Origin of the sequence: Hymenobacter gummosus (genome assembly GCF_003970915.1) — a bacterium.
Taxonomy (GTDB): Bacteria; Bacteroidota; Bacteroidia; order Cytophagales; family Hymenobacteraceae; genus Solirubrum; species Solirubrum gummosum.
This window is the reverse complement of record NZ_RXOF01000007.1, coordinates 21154-38566: the sequence shown is the minus strand read 5'-3', so window position 1 is coordinate 38566 and position 17413 is coordinate 21154. Positions and strand designations below refer to the sequence as shown.

8 protein-coding genes are annotated in these 17413 nt (G+C 67.9%); 6 read left to right on the top strand and 2 right to left on the bottom strand.

What is annotated here, in order from left to right:
- Window positions 1-93: 93 nt before the first annotated feature.
- The 5 genes from EJV47_RS13435 to EJV47_RS13410 all read left to right on the top strand — a co-directional run bounded on the left by EJV47_RS13435 (window position 94) and on the right by EJV47_RS13410 (window position 13824).
- On the top strand, window positions 94-366 hold the full coding sequence (locus EJV47_RS13435; RefSeq protein ID WP_126693675.1) for a hypothetical protein: 273 nt from the start codon (window positions 94-96) through the stop codon (window positions 364-366).
- Window positions 367-639: 273 nt separating this feature from the next.
- Window positions 640-864: a PID-CTERM protein-sorting domain-containing protein gene (locus EJV47_RS13430; protein ID WP_243651149.1), complete on the top strand. Its 225-nt coding sequence runs from the start codon at window positions 640-642 to the stop codon at window positions 862-864.
- A 38-nt stretch (window positions 865-902) separates the two neighbouring features.
- The gene (locus EJV47_RS13425; protein ID WP_126693674.1) at window positions 903-1871 is read left to right on the top strand and encodes a hypothetical protein; all 969 of its coding nucleotides are present in this window, start codon (window positions 903-905) and stop codon (window positions 1869-1871) included.
- Between the two features lie 6 nt (window positions 1872-1877).
- Window positions 1878-11780: a T9SS type A sorting domain-containing protein gene (locus tag EJV47_RS13420; RefSeq protein ID WP_126693673.1), complete on the top strand. Its 9903-nt coding sequence runs from the start codon at window positions 1878-1880 to the stop codon at window positions 11778-11780.
- Window positions 11781-11910: 130 nt separating this feature from the next.
- Window positions 11911-13824, top strand: coding sequence for an ATP-binding protein (locus EJV47_RS13410; protein ID WP_165903752.1), 1914 nt, complete (start codon window positions 11911-11913; stop codon window positions 13822-13824).
- 14 nt (window positions 13825-13838) lie between these two features.
- Here the strand turns inward: EJV47_RS13410 and EJV47_RS13405 are convergent, their stop codons facing one another.
- The gene (locus EJV47_RS13405) at window positions 13839-15044 is read right to left on the bottom strand and encodes a glycosyltransferase family 2 protein (RefSeq protein ID WP_126693671.1); all 1206 of its coding nucleotides are present in this window, start codon (window positions 15042-15044) and stop codon (window positions 13839-13841) included.
- A 67-nt stretch (window positions 15045-15111) separates the two neighbouring features.
- Window positions 15112-15291 carry a hypothetical protein gene (locus EJV47_RS13400; RefSeq protein ID WP_126693670.1) on the bottom strand — a complete coding sequence of 60 codons (180 nt, stop codon included), beginning with the start codon at window positions 15289-15291 and terminating at the stop codon, window positions 15112-15114.
- A gap of 178 nt (window positions 15292-15469) precedes the next feature.
- Here EJV47_RS13400 and EJV47_RS13395 point away from each other — a divergent pair, with 178 nt between their 5' ends.
- Window positions 15470-17368: an ATP-binding protein gene (locus tag EJV47_RS13395; RefSeq protein WP_126693669.1), complete on the top strand. Its 1899-nt coding sequence runs from the start codon at window positions 15470-15472 to the stop codon at window positions 17366-17368.
- Window positions 17369-17413: the final 45 nt, after the last annotated feature.

The following is a 17413-nucleotide window of genomic DNA, read 5'->3' as shown; positions in this document are numbered from 1 at the left end:
TTGGCGACGGTCCCAGCGGCCTGGAAAAGTCAAACGGAATCCAGCCCGACAGTTTTGCGTATAGACGGAAATGAGACAATAGCATTGAAGTCAATGGAAAGTAAATATTTCAGAGCCATACCGGCAGACCTGCCCGAGGACGAGCAGGCTGCCCGGCGCAAGCGGCAGAACCACGCCGAGTGGGGCATTGCCGTGGCCGCCCTGGGGGGCACGCTACCGGCGGCCTCCATCCTGACCGAACTGCAGCGCTACATTGATGGCGAACTGACCATAGAGGACTTGGCCGGCCTGGGCCATCCGCCCCGGCCCGAAACCAAAGCCTTTGATGCGGTAGTGCAACGCGAGCGGCTGAGCCGCGCTGCTTAGCTTACTGATTCGCCCTAAAAAGCCCTTTCGATGCTTCGGAAGGGCTTTTTTTATGCCCTTGACCGGCCCGGCGTGCCGCAGCCCGGGGGCGGCTACCGTGGGCTACGGAAAACCGGCTCCGTACTGGCCCGGAGGCCAAAATGCCCCTGCTTACGGATTGCGCAAGGGGGCGGGAAGAGGTCAATTTTACATCTGAAAAAGTCTATTGACTGGATTCGGTACCAGCCCGCCCGGTTGGTGCGCTGCGCCCCGCCAACGCTGTTTTTCAGAGCCATGAACACCCCCATCTACCCGCGCCGCTTCCGTCCCTGGGGCGCGCTGCTGATTGCCCTGCTCGCCGGCCCGGCCGCCCTGGCCCAGACGGACCCCGGCTCGGGCGGCCCCACACCCGGCGCCCCCGACCCCACGGCCGTGCCCCTCGACGGCGGGGCCGCGCTGCTGCTGCTCGGCGGGGCGGCCTACACCCTTCGGCAACTGCGCCCGCGTCGCCGGGCCTGATTGCATTTTTCCGCGCCACACACTCTTCCTCTTTACCTATGAAAAAGCTGTACGCTTCCCTGCTGACCTGCTTGCTGCTGACGGCCGCCGCGCTGTCGACTCAGGCCCAGACCATCCGCCGCGTGAACAACTCGGGTATCACCGGCACCAACATCTACAGCACCGCCCAGGCGGCCCACGACGCGGCCACGGCCGGTGACATTATCCAACTGGAGCCCTCCAGTGACAGCTACGGCAACCTGAACATCACCAAAAATGTGTCGGTGGTGGGGCCGGGCTACTTCCTGGGCCAGAACACGGGCCTGCAGGCCAACCCCCTTTCGGCTACCATCAGCACCCTGTACTTCAGCAGCGGCAGCGCCGGGGCTAGCGTAGCGGGGCTGACGATAAGCAGCCAGGCTTACATCGGGGCCAGCAACGTGAGCCTGCAGCGCTGCTACGTGGCCAGCTGGATTTACGTCGGGTACGCGACCAGCAGCAACATCAACATCCGGCAGAACTATGCCGGGGGCCTGCAGCACTGGGGCAACGCGGCCAACAACGTGCTCGTCACCAACAACATGTTTACCAGCTCCAGCAGCCTGGGGGCCAACGTGGCCGGGGAGGCGGTGAACAACGTGTTTCTGAGCGCGGTGAACATCGACAACTTCAACGTGCGCAACAACTACTTCGCCGGTGCCTTTCAGCCCAACAACAACCTGTACTCCTACAACATCAGCGCGCAGGCGGGCTTCTCGACGGCCAACAGCAACCAGAACAACGTGCCCCAGGCCTCGGTCTTTACCCTCGCGCCCGGCACCACGCAGTTCGACGCCTGGTACCAGCTGAAAGCCGGCACCAACCCGGCCCGCGGCACCGGCTCGGGCGGCACCGACATCGGCGCCTTCGGCGGCAACACGCCCTACAAGCTCTCGGGCATCCCGGCCATTCCGAGCATTTACCAGTTCAACCAGACGCTGAGCGGCAACACGCTGAACGTGAACCTGAGCACCCGCTCGAACAACTAACCGGCCATGCGAAACCCTTCCCGACAACACGCGGGGTGGGGCGGATGGCTGCGGCGCCCGGTCGTGCTGCTGATGCTGCTCGTGAGCAGCATCCTGGGCAGCGCCTTACCCGGGGCGGCGCAAACCATCAGCCAGGCGGAGTACTATTTGGATAGTCCCGACCCCGGCTTCGGCGCCGCCACGCCCATCACCATCAGCACCCCCGCGGCCGATCTGGCCGGCCTCTCGTTCACGCACGACGTGAGCGGGCTGAGCGCGGGCTTCCACCGCCTGAGCGTCCGCACCAAGGACGCCGGCGGGCAGTGGAGCCTCACCACGCGCCGCACCTTCTACTACGAGCCGCTGGCGGCCACCGCCGCCAACGTGAACAAGGTGGAGTACTTCGTCGATACCGACCCCGGGTTCGGCCTGGCCACCGACGTGCCCGTGACGGCCGGCACCGACCTGGCCGGCGTCACGTTCTCGCTGAACGTGAGCACGCTGAGCACCGGCTTCCACGTGGTGGGCGTCCGCTCCAGGGACGCCAACGGGCAGTGGAGCCTCACGACCCGGCGCACGTTCTACTACGAGCCGGCCGCGGCTACGGCCGTGAACATCAACAAGGCCGAGTACTTCGTCGACACCGATCCGGGCTTTGGGGCGGCCACCGACATTCCGGTGACCTCGCCGGCCACCGACGTGAGCGGGCTGGCCTTCAGCTACGACGTGAGCAGCCTCGCCACGGGTTTCCACAGCCTGGGCGTGCGCACCCGCGACGCCAACGGCAACTGGAGCCTGACCACGCGCCGCACCTTCTACTACGAGCCGGCCGCCGCTACGGCGGTGAACGTGACCAAGGTGGAATACTTCCTCGACGCGGACCCGGGCTTCGGCCAGGGCACCGACGTGCCCATCACGGCCGGCCTGGACGTGGCGGGCGTGGCTGTTTCCATCCCGGTAGGCGCGCTGAGCACGGGCTTCCATACCATCAGCGTCCGCTCGCGCGACGCAAGTGGGCGCTGGAGCCTGACCACGGCCCGGCCCTTCTACTACGAGCCCGTGCCGGCCGCCGCGCCGAACATCACCAAGATTGAGTACTACTTCGACACTGACCCCGGCTTCGGCAGCGGCACTGACGTACCGGTGGCCGCGCCGGCGCCGGATCTAGCCGGTTTCGGCTTCGTGGCCGACGCCTCGGGCCTGACGGACGGCGCGCACCGCTTCTTTGTGCGGACGCGCGACGCCAACGGTAAGTGGAGCCTGGTAACCAACCGCAGCTTCCTCAAGAACGGCTGCGCCTCCTCGACCAACTTCGCGGCCGGCCTGCCGGCCAGCAGCTACAACTACGGTGGCAGCACCAACGGGCTGGTAGAAACGGCCTTCAACGCCGACCCGGCCTCGCCCAACACCAGCAACTCCTTCTACGGCTACAACGGTAGCCTGCTGCAGGCCGATATGGGCGCGGCCCAGACCATCAGCGAGGTGCGCTACAAGCTCACGCCCAGCAACACCAGCAACTTCACGCTGCTGCTGCAGACGGCCCCGGCCATCAACGGCACCTTCACCACGGTGGACACCTACTCGGCCAGCTTCGTGGCGAATGCCACCACGCTGGTGGCCCGGACGCTGGCCGCACCGGTCAGCGCGCGGGTGGTGCGCATCGTCATTCAGAACGCGGCCGGGCAGTACGCCATCATTTCGGGCGCGGGGGCTTACTACTTCAACTGCGCCGGGCCCACCATTACCAGCTTCACGCCCGCGGGCGGGGCGCCGGGCACCAGCGTGGTCATCACCGGCACGAACCTGACGGGCGCCACGGCCGTGACCTTCAACGGCACCGCCGCGCCGGGCTTCGTGGTCAACTCCGGGACCCAGATTACGGTGTCGGCGCCGGCCGGGGGCACTACGGGGCAGATCTGCGTGACGACGCCGGGCGGCACGGCCTGCTCGGCGGCCAGCTACGCCTACCCGCCCACCATTGCCACCGGCACGGTGTCGCCCAGTTCGTTCTGCGCCAGCACCTTTATTTCGGTGCCGTTCACCACGAACACCAGCGCCTATTTGGCCGGCAACCAGTTTAAGTTCCAGCTTTCGGACGCCAACGGGGTCTTCTCGGCCAACAGCCGCCTGTACGGCAGCAGCAGCTCGCTGAACGCCAACGGCGGCGTGCTGACCGACAGCATTGCCTTCCGCACCCCGGCCGGCACGGGCTACCGCATCCGGGTGGTGGCCACGAATCCGCCCGTAACGGGTACCGACAACGGCGTGAACCTGACGGTGCGCCCGACGCCGGTGGCTACGGCCGCCGCGGCCCAGACCTCGGTGCCCTACAACGGCACGATTCAGCTCACGGCCGGGCCAGCCGGGCAGAGCAGCTACCAGTGGTACGTGCAGTACGCGGCCGGCGGCACCGGCTACGTGGGCAGCGGCGCCACGCTGAGCCTCAATAACGCCCAGCCCAGCCAGAGCGGCCGCTACTACGTGTACGTGCAGAACAGCGGGGGCTGCCAAGACTCGGCCTCGGTGCGGGTGACGGTGCAGCCCTCGGCCCAGCCGATTCTCACCATCGCCCAGTTCAGCTACAACGGCTGCGCCGGCAACTCGCTCAACGTGGGCTTCACGGTGCAGGGTAACGTATTCGGCAGCGGCAACGTGCTGACGGCCCAGCTGTCGGACGCGGCCGGCTCGTTTGCTTCGCCCACGGACATTGGCTCGGTGAACTTCAGCGGGCAGGGTTCCGGCTCGGTGCTGGTGACCTTCCCGGCCGCCACGCCCACGGGCACGGGCTACCGGGTGCGCCTAGTGGCCTCCAGCCCCAGCGTGACCAGCCAGACCGACAATGGGGCGAACATCAGCCTGATTCAGCGGCCGGTGGCGGTGGCTTCGTCGAACTCGCCGGTGCCTTACGGCGGCACCATTCAGCTGATGGCTCAGCCGGTGGCGGGAGCTACGTACCAGTGGCTGGGGCCGAACTTCGCTTCGACCCAGCAGAACCCCATTATCACCAACGCCACGCAGAACGCCAACCAGGGCACCTACACCCTGTACGTGACGGTGGGCGGCTGCCAGAGCGTGGCCGCGACGACGCAGGTGACGGTGCAGCCCTCCACCGACCCGATTCTGAGCGTGGTGCAGTTTAGCGGCACGTTCTGCGCCGGCGCCACCCGCAACGTGGGCTACAGCGTGACGGGCAACAACTTCGCCGCCGGCAACGTGCTGACGGCCCAGCTGTCGGACGCCAGCGGCTCCTTTGCCGCGCCGATGAGCATCGGCTCGGTGAGCTTCAGCGGCCAGGGCTCCGGCTCGATTCCGGTGACCTTCCCGCTCGGCACCGCGCCCGGCGCGGGCTACCGCGTGCGCATCGTGGGTAGCAGCCCCGCGGTGCAGAGCATCAACGACAACGGCTCGAACCTGACCATCAACGCCACGCCGACGGCAGCCGTGCTGACCAGCAACTCGCCGGTGGCCACGGGCGGCACCGTGACGCTGACGGCCCAGGCCGTGAGCGGGGCTACGTACGCGTGGAGCGTGCCGGGCTTCGGCAACGTGAGCACCGGCAGCAGCCCCACGCTGAACTTCAACAACGCCACGACCAGCAACTCGGGCACCTACACGCTGACGGTAACGCTGGGCTCGTGCTCGGCCTCTACCACCGCTCAGGTGACGGTGCAGCCGGGCGCCCCCACGCTGGTGCTGAACTCCAGCGCCGCGCGGCAGACCTGCGCCGGCAACGTGCTGAGCCTCGGCTTCACGGTGGACGGCAGCGGCCTGACGGCCGGCGGCACGGTATCGGCCGAGCTGTCGGATGAAAACGGCTCCTTTGCCGCGCCGACGGTTATCGGCACGCGCAGCTTCACGGGCACCGGCAGCAGCTCGGTCAGCGTGACGGTGCCGGCTTCGGCCGCAACGGGCAGCCTGTACCGGGTGCGCCTCAGCAGCACCAACCCGGCGCTGCTGTCGACCGAAAGCGGGCTGTGGAGCATTACCAACCTGACGGGCGTAACGGCCTCGTCGAACTCGCCGGTAGCGGCGGGCGGCACCATCCAGCTGACCTCGGCGGGCGTGCCGGCCGGGGCCACGATTCAGTGGAGCGGGCCGAACTTCAGCTCTTCGCAGCCGAACCCGCAGATTCAGAACGCCAGCCAGGCCAACGCGGGCAGCTACACCCTGAACGTAACCCAGGGCGGCTGCACCATTGGGCGCACCATTACCGTGAGCATCGGCCAGCCGGTGGCTTCGGTGACGACGGGCCAGTTCTCGGGCGCGTACTGCCCGGGCTCGGCCCTGAGCGTACCGTTCTCGACGCAGGGCGTGTTCGGCGCTGGCAACGTGTTTACGGCCCTGCTCTCGGACGCCAACGGCTCGTTTGCTTCGCCCACCAGCATCGGCACGCTCAGCCTGAGCGGCAGCGGCATCAGCGGCTCGATTGCGGCCACGATTCCGGCCGGCGCGGCCGTGGGCTCGGGCTACCGCATCCGCGTGGATGCTTCGGCGCCGGCTACCAGCAGCTCGAACGACAACGGGACGAACCTGGCGGTGCAGAGCGTCAGCTTCACCTGGACGGGCGGCTTTTCGACCAACTGGTTTGACGCGCGCAACTGGTCCTGCGGGCAGGTGCCCACGGCCACCAGCAACGTCATCATCAGCACCGGTACCTACTACCCGATTGTGACGGGCACGGGCGCGGCGGTGAGCAATATTACCGTGGTGAGCGGGGCCACGTTCCAGGTGTCGTCGACGCTGACGATTTACGGCAACGTGGTGAGCAACGGCATCTGGCTGACGGGCGGCTCGTACGTGTTTGCCGGCTCGGGCACGCAGACGGTGGGCGGCTCCTCGGCCGTGTACTTCGGTGGCGTGACCATCAACGCCGGCGCGGTAATGAGCCTGGCGACGAACATCTACGTGTCGGGCGGCTGGGTGAACAACGGTACGACCAGCAACGGCTTTATCGGCGGCTCCTACTTCGTGGACTTCAACGGCACGGTGGCGCAGCTTATCGGCGGCTCGGCGGTGACCAACTTCTACTCGGTCGTCATCAGCAACACGGCGGGCGGGCTCACGCTCAACCAGAACATCTACGTGCTGGGCAACTGGACCAACAACGGCGCCACGAGCAACTCATTTGTGGGCGGCTCGTACGTGACGACGTTTGCGGGCACCATCAACCAGATTATCGGCGGCACGCAGGTCACCAACTTCGGCGGGCTGACCATCCTGAACACGGCCGGCGGCGTGACGCTGAGCACCGGCATCGGGCTGGGCGGGGCATTTGTCAACAACGGGCAGTTCGTGGTGGGCGTGCAGTCGGTGGCCTTTAATGGCACCGTGGTGCAGACCATCGGCGGCTCCGCGCAGACGACCTTCTACCACGTGACCATCAACAACACGGTGGGCGTGACCCTGGTGTCGAACATCTACGTGCGGGGCGACTGGCTCAACAACGGGCAGTTCACGGCCGGCTCGTACACCGTCGTCTTTAACGGCACGGTGGCGCAGCTTATTGGCGGCTCGCAGGTGACGAACTTCTACGACGTGACCTTCCAGAACCCGGTATCGGTGACCTTGCACCAGGACATCTACGTGCTGGGCGGCTTCGTCAACACCGGCGTGTTCTACGGCTACTACCTCACCGGCGGGGTGCCCACGGGCCACTTCGTGCGCTTCGGCGGCAGCACGGCCCAGGTCGTCACGACCAACGCCACGACCTACTTCTGGCACTTCTACGTGGGCAACGCGGCGGGCGTGAGCCTGGCCTCGAACATCTACGTGGCCGGCAACTACTACCTGTACAGCGGCTCCTTCGCGGCCGGCTCGTACACGGTGTACTTCAACGGCCTGGGCGGCTACGTGCAGACGGTGGGCGGCTACACCAGCCTGAGCTTCTACGGCTGGAACATCGTCAGCGGCACCGAGGTGCGCCTGCTGCAGAATGTGACCTGGCTGGGCTCGTTCGTGAACAACGGCGTCTTCTACGGCTACAACCTGGTGGGCGGCGTGTACACGGGCTACACCAGCGTGTTCGGCGGCTCGGCGGCGCAGGTCATCAGCGGCACGGGCGTGTACAACTTCTGGCACGTGACCTGGAACAACCTCGTTTCGGTGACGCTGCAGCAGAACGTGTACGTGCTCGGCAACTGGCTCAACAACGGCGGCTTCGTGCACGGTGGCTACACGGTGTACTTCGACGGCCCGGCGGCGCAGCTTATCGGCGGCTCGGTGAATACGACCTTCTACCACGTGAGCGTGGGCAACCTGGTATCGGTGACGCTGGCCCAGCCGATTACGGTGCTGGGCAACTGGTCGGGCCTCGGGGTGTTCCTGGGCGGCTCGTACCTGGTGTACTTCAACGGCTCGGCGGCGCAGACCATTACCGCCTCGGCTGATACGCGCTTCTACAACATCCGCTTCCAGAACCCGGCTTCGGTTACGCTGCTCAGCGACCTGTATTTGACCGGTAACTGGGTCAACGACGGCGGGTTCGTGGCGGGCGGCTACGGGGTGTACTTCTCTGGCACGGCCCTGCAAACCATCGGCGGCACCGCGCTTTCACAATTTCACCATCTCACCATTTCACCGCTTGCCAACGTGCGCATCGACCGGGCCGTGACGGTGCTCGGCGACTGGACCACCAACGGCACCTTCCTGGCCAACGGCTACGTGGTGACGTTTGCCGGCACGGTGAACCAAATTATCGGCGGCTCGATTGTGGTGCCCTTCTACGGCATCGTCATCAACAACACGGTGAGCGTGACGCTGGCCCAGGATATCCGCGTGCGTGGCGGCTGGGTGAACAACGGCGTATTCGTACCGGCTACCTACACGGTCTACTTCGACGGCACGGTGGCGCAGCTCATCGGCGGCACGGCGGTTACCACGTTCCACCACATCAACATCCTGAACACGGTGGGCGTGACGCTCGGCGGGCCGATTTTTGTGACCGGCAACTGGCTGAACAACGGCCTGTTCACGGTGGCCGGCTACCTGGTGACCTTCAACGGCACGGTGGCCCAGACCATCGGCGGCACGGCGGTGACGGTGTTCAACGGCCTGACCTTCAACAACGCGGTAGGGGTGAGCCTGCTCAACGACATCCGGGTGCGCGGTGACCTGCGCAACCTGGCTTTGTTCGCGGCCGGCGCCCACACGGTGTACTTCGACGGCTCGGTGGCCCAGGGCATCTACTGCCCGAGCGGCACGCTGACTTTCCACGACGTGACCTTCGCCAACGCCCTGGGCGTGACCCTGCACGACAACATCTTCGTGACGGGCAACTGGCTCAACAACGGCGGCTTCCTGGCTAACGGCAAGCGGGTAACCTTCAAGGGCTCGGGGCTGCAAACCATCGGCGGCTCGGTGGCTACCACCTTCCACCACCTGACCCTGGCCGCCGGGGCCAACGTGCGCATCGACCGGGCCATTACGCTGCTGGGCAACTGGCTGAACGAGGGGGCCACCTTCGTGGCCAACGGTTTCGCGGTGCTCTTCAACGGCACGGTGGCCCAGACCATCGGCGGCACGGCCCTGACGGTGTTCCACCACCTGACGCTGGGTAACCTGGTGGGCGTGAGCCTGGACTACGACGTGGACCTGACCGGCAACTTCGTCAACACCGGCATCTTCTGCGGCTGCGGCAAGAAAACCCGCTTTGTCGGGACGGTGGCGCAGACTATTACCTGCACCTCCGGCAACACCCGCTTCCACGATGTCACCTTCGATAACGCGGCCGGCGTGACTTTGCTCGACGCCATCGGCGTGACGGGCAACTGGGTAAACAACGGCGGGTTCCTGGCGGGCGGGCAGCTGGTGCTGTTCAGCGGCACGGCGCTGCAAACCATCGGCGGCACGGCTTTGACCAGCTTCTGGAACGTGCAGATTACCAACGCCGTGAACGTGCAGCTGCTGCGCGACATCGTGGTGGGCGGCTACTGGCTGAACTCGGGCATCTTCTCGGGCAACGGCTACCTGGTGACCTTCAACGGCTCGGCCCAGCAGACCATCACGACCACCGGCACCAGCGCGAAGACGACTTTCCACCACGTCACCTGGGCTAACCCGGTGGGCTGCGTGCTGGGCGGCGACATCTACGTGACCGGCAACTGGCTCTGCAACGGCCCCTTCAACCCGGCCACCTACACGGTGTACTTCACCGGCACACTGGCCCAGACCATCGGTGGCACCTCGCAGATCCGCTTCTACGGGCTGAACGTGCAGAACACCGTGGGCCTGAGCTGCAACGGGCCGGTCTACCTCTACGGCAACCTCACCAACGGCGGCCTGGTCAACGTGGGCACGTATCCGTGGTACTGCGTGGGCACCGCCGCCCAGACGTTCGGCGGCACCACCACCACGCCCCTGCGCTTCTACGACCTGCTGATTCAGAACGGCAGCGGCGTGGCCCTGACCAGCGCCTACGGCGTGACCCACGTGCTGACGCTGACTTCGGGCAACCTGGCTTCCGACGGCTTCCTGACGCTGCACTCCACTGCCACGGGCACGGCTATGGTGGTCAACCCCGCGGGCGGCGGCCTGGTGACGGGCCGCTCGACGATGGAGCGGTTCATTACGGGCGTAGCCACCACCGGCTACCGCCACTACGCCTCGCCGATGCAGCTGGGCTCGGCCACGGTCAATGAGTTTGCCGACGATTTGCCGGTCTTCGAGCTGAACCCGGCCTACAACACCCAGGGCAACACGGTGACGCCCTTCCCGACCTTCTACCAGTACGACGAGACGCGCCTGAACGGCTCCGCGAACTTCTTCGACCGGGGCTGGATGGTGCCCACCTCATCGGATAACCTGCTGCCCCTGCGCGGCTACTCGGCCATGACCGACCCGAGCACCACGGTGGACATCAGCGGGGTGCTGCAGAACGGCGCGGTGAGCATCCCGCTCAGCCGCGGCGGGCAGTCGGGCTCGGGCTGGAACCTGCTCGGCAACCCCTACCCGGCCCCCATCGACTGGGACCTGGTGCCCGCCACGGCCGGCCTGGACAAAGCTCTGTACGTGTACGTGCCCTCGGGCCGCTACACCGGCGCCTACCGCTCCTACGTGAACGGCATCGGCCAGAACGGCGGCTCCAAGGACCTGGCCGCTATGCAGGGCTTCTTCGTGCGGGCCACGGCCGCCGCGGCCACGGTCAGCATGACCAACGCCGTGCGCCACACCACGTACCTGAGCCCGGCCTTCGACCGGCAGGCTTCCGGCAGTGGCAACGGCCCTGCCGCCGGCCTCAAGCCGCTGCTGCGCCTGGAAGCCCGCAACGCCCAGGGCCAGGCCGACGAAACGGTGCTCTACTTCGACCCGCAGGCCGGCCCGGGCTACCAGGCTAACTTCGACGCCTACAAGGTGCAGCTCAACGGCAACGGCCGCCCCAGCCTCTGGAGCAAAACTGCCACCGACGCGCTGAGCATCAACGGCCTGCCTTCGTTGGCTTCGGCCGGCGTGGTGCCGCTGGGCCTGCGCGTCAGCCAGAACGGCGCCCACACCCTGGTGCTGACCGCCCTGCAGAACCTGCCGGGCACGCAAGTCATGTTGGAAGACCGCCTGCTGGGCCGCCGCCAGGACCTGGCCCTGGATTCGGTGTACTCGTTCACCATGCACCCCGATTCCACCCGCCAGCGCTTCTTCCTCTGGTTCCAGCCCCGCGTGACCAGCACGGGCCCCGCCCAGCTGCAGGCCAGCCTGAGCCTGTACCCGAACCCGACCCCCGGCGTGGCTACGCTGACCGTGGCCGGGTTGAAAGAAACCGGCACGGTGAAGGCCGAGGTGCTCAACACGGTGGGCCAGGTGGTACGCACCATCAGCCTGCCGGTGCGCCAGGGCCTCATCAGCCAGGAGCTAAACCTGCGCGAGCTGCCCACCGGCGTGTACTCCTTGCGCCTGCACACCGCGCAGGGCACCCTGGTGCGCCGCCTGGTGAAGGAGTAACCCTTGCTTGCAACGTTCCGGACACCCCGGCGGGCTTCCCGCCGGGGTGTTTTCTTTATCATGCGCGCCGATTTCCAGCGGCCCCGCCACCCGCCGATAACTCGGCTGTACTTCTCCTAACTTGCGTCTGATGCTGCCCGCCCCGATTTTCCTTCTGGCCCGTCTCTGTCGTGCCGCTAGCGGCGGGTGGGCTGGGCGTGGGCGACGGTGGGGCCTGGGCCTGCTGCTCGGGCTGCTGCTGGCTGCCCCACCCGCCCGCGCCCAGCAGCCCAGCACCCGCGCCGACAGCCTGCTGCGCCTGCTGGCCCGCAGCCGCCCCGATACGGGCCGCGTGGAGCTGCTCATTCAGCTGGCCTGGGACCGGACCGACGACAGCCCCGTGGCGGCCATTCAGTACGGGCGCCGCAGCATGGCCCTGGCCCGCCGGCTCGATTTTCCGCGCGGGGAGTGCCGCAGCCTGCTGATGCTGGGCTGGGCCTTTCTGCGCGCCGGCGACTACCCCACGGCCGTGCAGACGCAGCTGGAGGCCCGCCGCCTGGCCGAGCGCGTGGGCTTCGCGGGCGGCATCATCCACGCCGACAACGCCCTGGGCTACGCCTACGCCGAGCAGGGTAACTACCCGGCGGCCCTGCGCCACTACCGCCGGGCCCGCCGCCTAGCCCTGCAAAAAAAGGATTCGGTGCTGCTGACGCCGATTCTGGGCAATATCGGCCAGGCTTTCCAGCACCTGGGCCAGCTCGATTCGGCCCTGCACTACACCCGCCAGGGCTACCGGGCCGACCAGCGCCTGCGCGACTGGCACAGCGAAATCGGCGACCTGGCCCTGCTGGGCGACATGGAGGCCGAGCGGGGCGACACCGTGGCCGCCCGCCGCTACTACCAGCAGTGCATCCGCCGGGCCGTGGGCATGCCCGTCTCCTACGCGCTGTGCCGGGCCTACCTCGGCCTGGCTCACCTGGCCGAAACCCGCCACGCCGCGGCGGCCACCCGGCGCTACGCCCGCCAGGCCCTGCGCGCCGGGCAGCAGGGCTACTACCCCAAGGGCATCTTCGAGGCCAGCAACTACCTGGCCCGCCTCTCCGCGGCCCAGGGCGACACCGCGGCGGCCTTCCGCTACCTGACCACCGCCGCCGTCACCCGCGACAGTCTGTTTAATCACCGGCAGCTGGCCCAGGTGCAGGCCCTGGCCTTCGGGGAGCAGATGCGCCAGCGCGAGCAGGCGGAGCAGGAACTAAAGCACGCCGCCCGCCAGCGCCAGAAGCTGCTGCTGGCGTTGCTGGGGCTGCTGTTGCTGGCCGGAGCGCTGCTATACCTGTGGCTGAGCCGGCGGCAGCTGGCCCGGGAGGTGGCCTTTGCGCGGGAGCGGGAGCAGCTGGAGCAGCGCAGCCACCTGGCCGTGCTGGTGGCCGAAGAAAACGAGCGGCGCCGCATCGGCTCCGACCTGCACGACAGCCTGGGCCAGCTGCTCTCGGCCGCCAAGCTCAGCCTGCACATCCTGGAGCGCCAGCTGCAGCGCGACGCGGCCCGGCCCGCCAGCGCCCATCTGGAGCAGCTGGCCAACGCCCTGGGCATGCTCAACACGGCCATTGCCGAAGTCCGCATCATCGCCCACAACCTGGTGCCCAGTGCCCTGGTCAAGCGCGGCTTAGCCCAGGCCGTGCGCGAGTTTGCCGCCAAGCTGCGCACCGGCGGTCAGCTGAGCGTGCACGTCGAGGTCTTCAACCTGGAAGGCCACCTCGATCAGACCGTGGAGGGCGTGCTGTTTCGGGTGATTCAGGAGCTGGTGCAGAACATCATCAAGCACGCCCGCGCCTCGGAAGTCACCATTCAGCTGGTGCAGGGTGAGCAGGAGCTGACCGTCACGGTGGAAGACAACGGCGTGGGCTTCGACGCGCAGGCCTTGGGGCCGGAGGCGGGCATCGGGCTGCGCAACGTGCAGGCGCGCATGGCCTACCTCGGCGGCCAGGCCCATTTCGACGCCGCCCCCGGCCGCGGCACCACCGTCACCCTGGAAGTGCCCCTGGCGGCGGCCGCTGCCAACTGAAAAAGCCGCCGGCCTCAGGCGCCGGTGCGCCGCAGCAGGGCCGGCAGCTGCTGCCACTCGGGGTTGAGGCGCTGCAGCTCCTGGGCGTAGCGCCGGGCGGCGGGCACGTCGCGGCGCAGCAGCCGCACCAGGGCCAGGCCGTAGAGGCTGCCCACGTGGTCGGCTTCGTGGCGGCGGGCCCAGCGGAAAAACGCCTCCGCCAGCCGCGGGCGGCCCGCCGCCAGCAGGCAGCAGCCCAGCTTGTAGCGTTGCTCGGAAGGGTAGAGGTACAAGTCGCCGGGGATAATCTGGTCGAAGGCCAGGCGGCGCAGCGAGGTGCTGGTGCGCAGGTAGGCCCGCGCCGCCAGCCCGTAGCGCCGGGCGGCGTAGTGCAGGTCGCCCAGGATGAGGTGGGCCAGGCTCTGCTGCGGATTCAGCGCCAGACTTTCCTGCAGGCGCGCTTCGGCGGCGGCCGGCTGGCCCTGCTCCAGCAGCAGAATGGCCGCGTTGCACAGGGCCGAGCAGCGGATGATGACCGAGCGGGTGATGGGCGCGGTCAGGGCCTCGAACAGGTGCAGCGCCTGCGGTTTGTCCTGCAGAAACCACACGGTTTTGGCCCGCTGGTAGCGCAGCCACTCGTCGGTGGGCTGCCGGGCCAGCTCGGCATCGAGCAGCTGCAGGTAGCGGCGCTGCTTGGCCTGCAGGAACGCCGCGTCGTGCGCGTAAATCTGGTGGACGATGCGCGCGTCGGGCAGCACTTCGATGCGGGCCCCGGCCTCGGTCAGGCTGCTGTTAAGCTGCTCGTGCACGGCGTAGCGAAACCGAAACCGTGCGTCGCGGCGAAACAGGCGCACCAGTCCCACCGGCCGCAGCATGCGCTTGCCGCTGTCCAGGTCGAGGTACACGTCGGCGCGCTCCAGCAGGAAGCCGCCCACCGCCGCCGGCGTGCGGGCCAGCCGGCGGCGCAAGTCGGCCGGGCCCTGCCAGTACTCGTCGGCGTCCAGAAACAGAATCCAGGCCCCGCGGGCCTGCTCGATGGCCACGTTGCGGGCCCAGGCGTAGTCGTGGCGCCACTCGATGTGGTGCACGCGCGCCCCGTGCTGCCGGGCCACGGCCACGGTAGCGTCGGTCGAGCCCGAGTCGACCACCAGCAACTCGTCGGCCAGCCCGGCCACCGAAGCCAGGCACTGCCCGAGCAGCCGCTCCTCGTTGCGGGTGATAACGCAAACGGATACCAGCATAGCGCCGCCACGGCCGGCCCGGCGGCGCGGGGCTGCCGGGCCGGCCGTCGGTTAGAGAACGGGCCGGTCAGGAGTGGTAAAAAGCGTTGAACCGGTCGGGCGGCACCACCACGCCTCCGTCGCCCGCGTCGGGCGCCTCATCTACCTGCGCCGTGCTTACGAAAGTGTGGTCGTCGGGGGGCGGCGTCTGCGGGCTGCGGGCCGTCAGGCCGAGCAAGGAAAACAACAGGCTGAGGAAGTAGGACATAGGATGGAAAGAATGGTGACGATGCCCAAGCTAGGGAAATGTTATCGGAAAATCACCATGCCTTTTGCCGCTGGTCCTCTGAAAATCAGCTTAGATATGTTTTGTGATATATCGGGGGCTGCTTAGTTTTAAAGTCTGGTTGGCCGACAGCCCGGCCGGCTGCTGCCGCACGCTATTTATGCCGCTTTTCTTCCCTTTCCGGCGCCCCGGGGCTTTGCTGCTGTGGGTGGGGCTGCCCTTGCTGGGCCAGGCCCAGGCGCCGGCCCCGCCCGACAGCCTCGACCGGCGCCTGGCCGCCGCCCCCGACTCGGCCCGGCTGCGGCTGCTGCTGGCCGACGCCGCCGCGTTGCGCCAGTCGGACCCCGAGCGGGCCCTGCGCCGTGCCACCGACGCCCGCCGCCTGGCCCGGCAGCAGCACCGCAGCCCGCAGGAAGCCGACGCGGCCCTGCTGCAGGGCCGCATCTGCACGGCGCTGGGCCAGGCCTCCGAAGCCGCCACCCACCTGCACGCCGCCCAGCGCCTGGCCGCCGCCGCCCACGACACCCTGCGCCTCGCCTCGGCCTACCTGGTGCTGGGCACTACCTACAAAAACCTGCAGCAGTACGGCCCCTCGCTGGACTACGCGCGCCAAGCCCGCTACTACTTCGACCGCGCCGTGCGCCAGGGCCAGCCCGCGGCCCGGCGCGGCGTGGCCGTTTCCTACAACAACAGCGGCACGGTGTACCTGGAGCAGCAGAAGTACCCGCTGGCCGCCGCCGACTTTCAGCAGGCCCTGCGCCGCGGCCGCGCCCTGGGCGACTCCGGCGTGGTGGTGCTGGCCCTGTACAACCTCGGCGCCGTGGCCCTGCAGCGCAAGCAGCCCCAGGCCGCCCACCAGTACTACCGCCAGACGCTGGCCATCGACCAGGCGCAGGGCAACGTGCAGGGCCAGGCCGAGTCGTGGCTGAACCTGGGCGACGCCCTGCTGCAGCTCAAGCGCTACCGCGAGGTGGAGCAGGCCTACGGGCAGGCCCTGCGCCTGGCCCGGCAGCTGCAGGCCCGCCCGCTGATCCGGGTGGTGTACGACGGCTACGCCTCGCTCTACGAGGCCACCGGGCAGTACAAGGACGCCGTGCGCTGGCGCACCCGCTTTCAGGAGCTGAACGACTCCCTGTTTCAGGCCGAAACGGCCGAGCAGGTGACGGAAATGCGCACCAAATACGAAACCGAGCAGAAAGAAGCCCAGAACCGCCTGCTGCAGAAGCAACAGCAGCTGCAGCAGGCCCAGCTGCGCGCCCAGCGCCAGCTGGCCCGCCGGCGCACCACCCAGCTGCTGGCCGGCCTGGCCGTGACGGCCCTGCTGGGCGCGGTGGGCTGGCTGCTCTATACCCGCAACCGCCTGCGCCAGCAGCTGGCCCTGGAGCAGCAGCGCCAGCAGCTGGAGCGGCAGCGCGCCGCGGCCGTGCTTGAGGCGGAGGAAAACGAGCGGCGCCGCATCGGCTCCGACCTGCACGACGGCATCGGGCAGCTGCTCTCGGCCGCCAAGCTCAACCTGCACGCCCTGGACCAGCAGATGGGCCCGCAGCTGAACGGCCGGCAGGAGCTGCTCAACAACGCCGTGGCCGTGGTCGACGAGTCCTTCCGCGAGGTGCGCAACATCTCCCACAACCTGATGCCCAACGCCCTGCTGCGCCGCGGGCTGGCCGCCGCCGTGCGCGACTTCCTCGGCAAGCTGCCCTCCGATAACGGCCTGCGCATCGAAGTACAGGCGTTTGGGCTCGACGATATCCGGCTCGACGCGACGGTGGAAAGCGTGCTGTTTCGGGTGATACAGGAGCTGGTGCAGAACATCATCAAGCACGCCCAGGCCACCGAAGTAACCCTGCAGCTGGTGCGCAACGACGACGAGCTGACGGTGACGGTGGAAGACAACGGCGTGGGCTTCGACGCGCAGGCCTTGGGGCCGGAGGCGGGCATCGGGCTGCGCAACGTGCTCACGCGCATGGCCTACCTGGGCGGCCACACCCACTTCGACGCTGCTCCTGGCCGCGGCACCACCGTCACCCTGGAAGTGCCCCTGGCGGCGACCGTGCGCTGAACTGCCCGGGTCAATTGCCAAGGGCCGCCCGCTTTTCCATTCCCG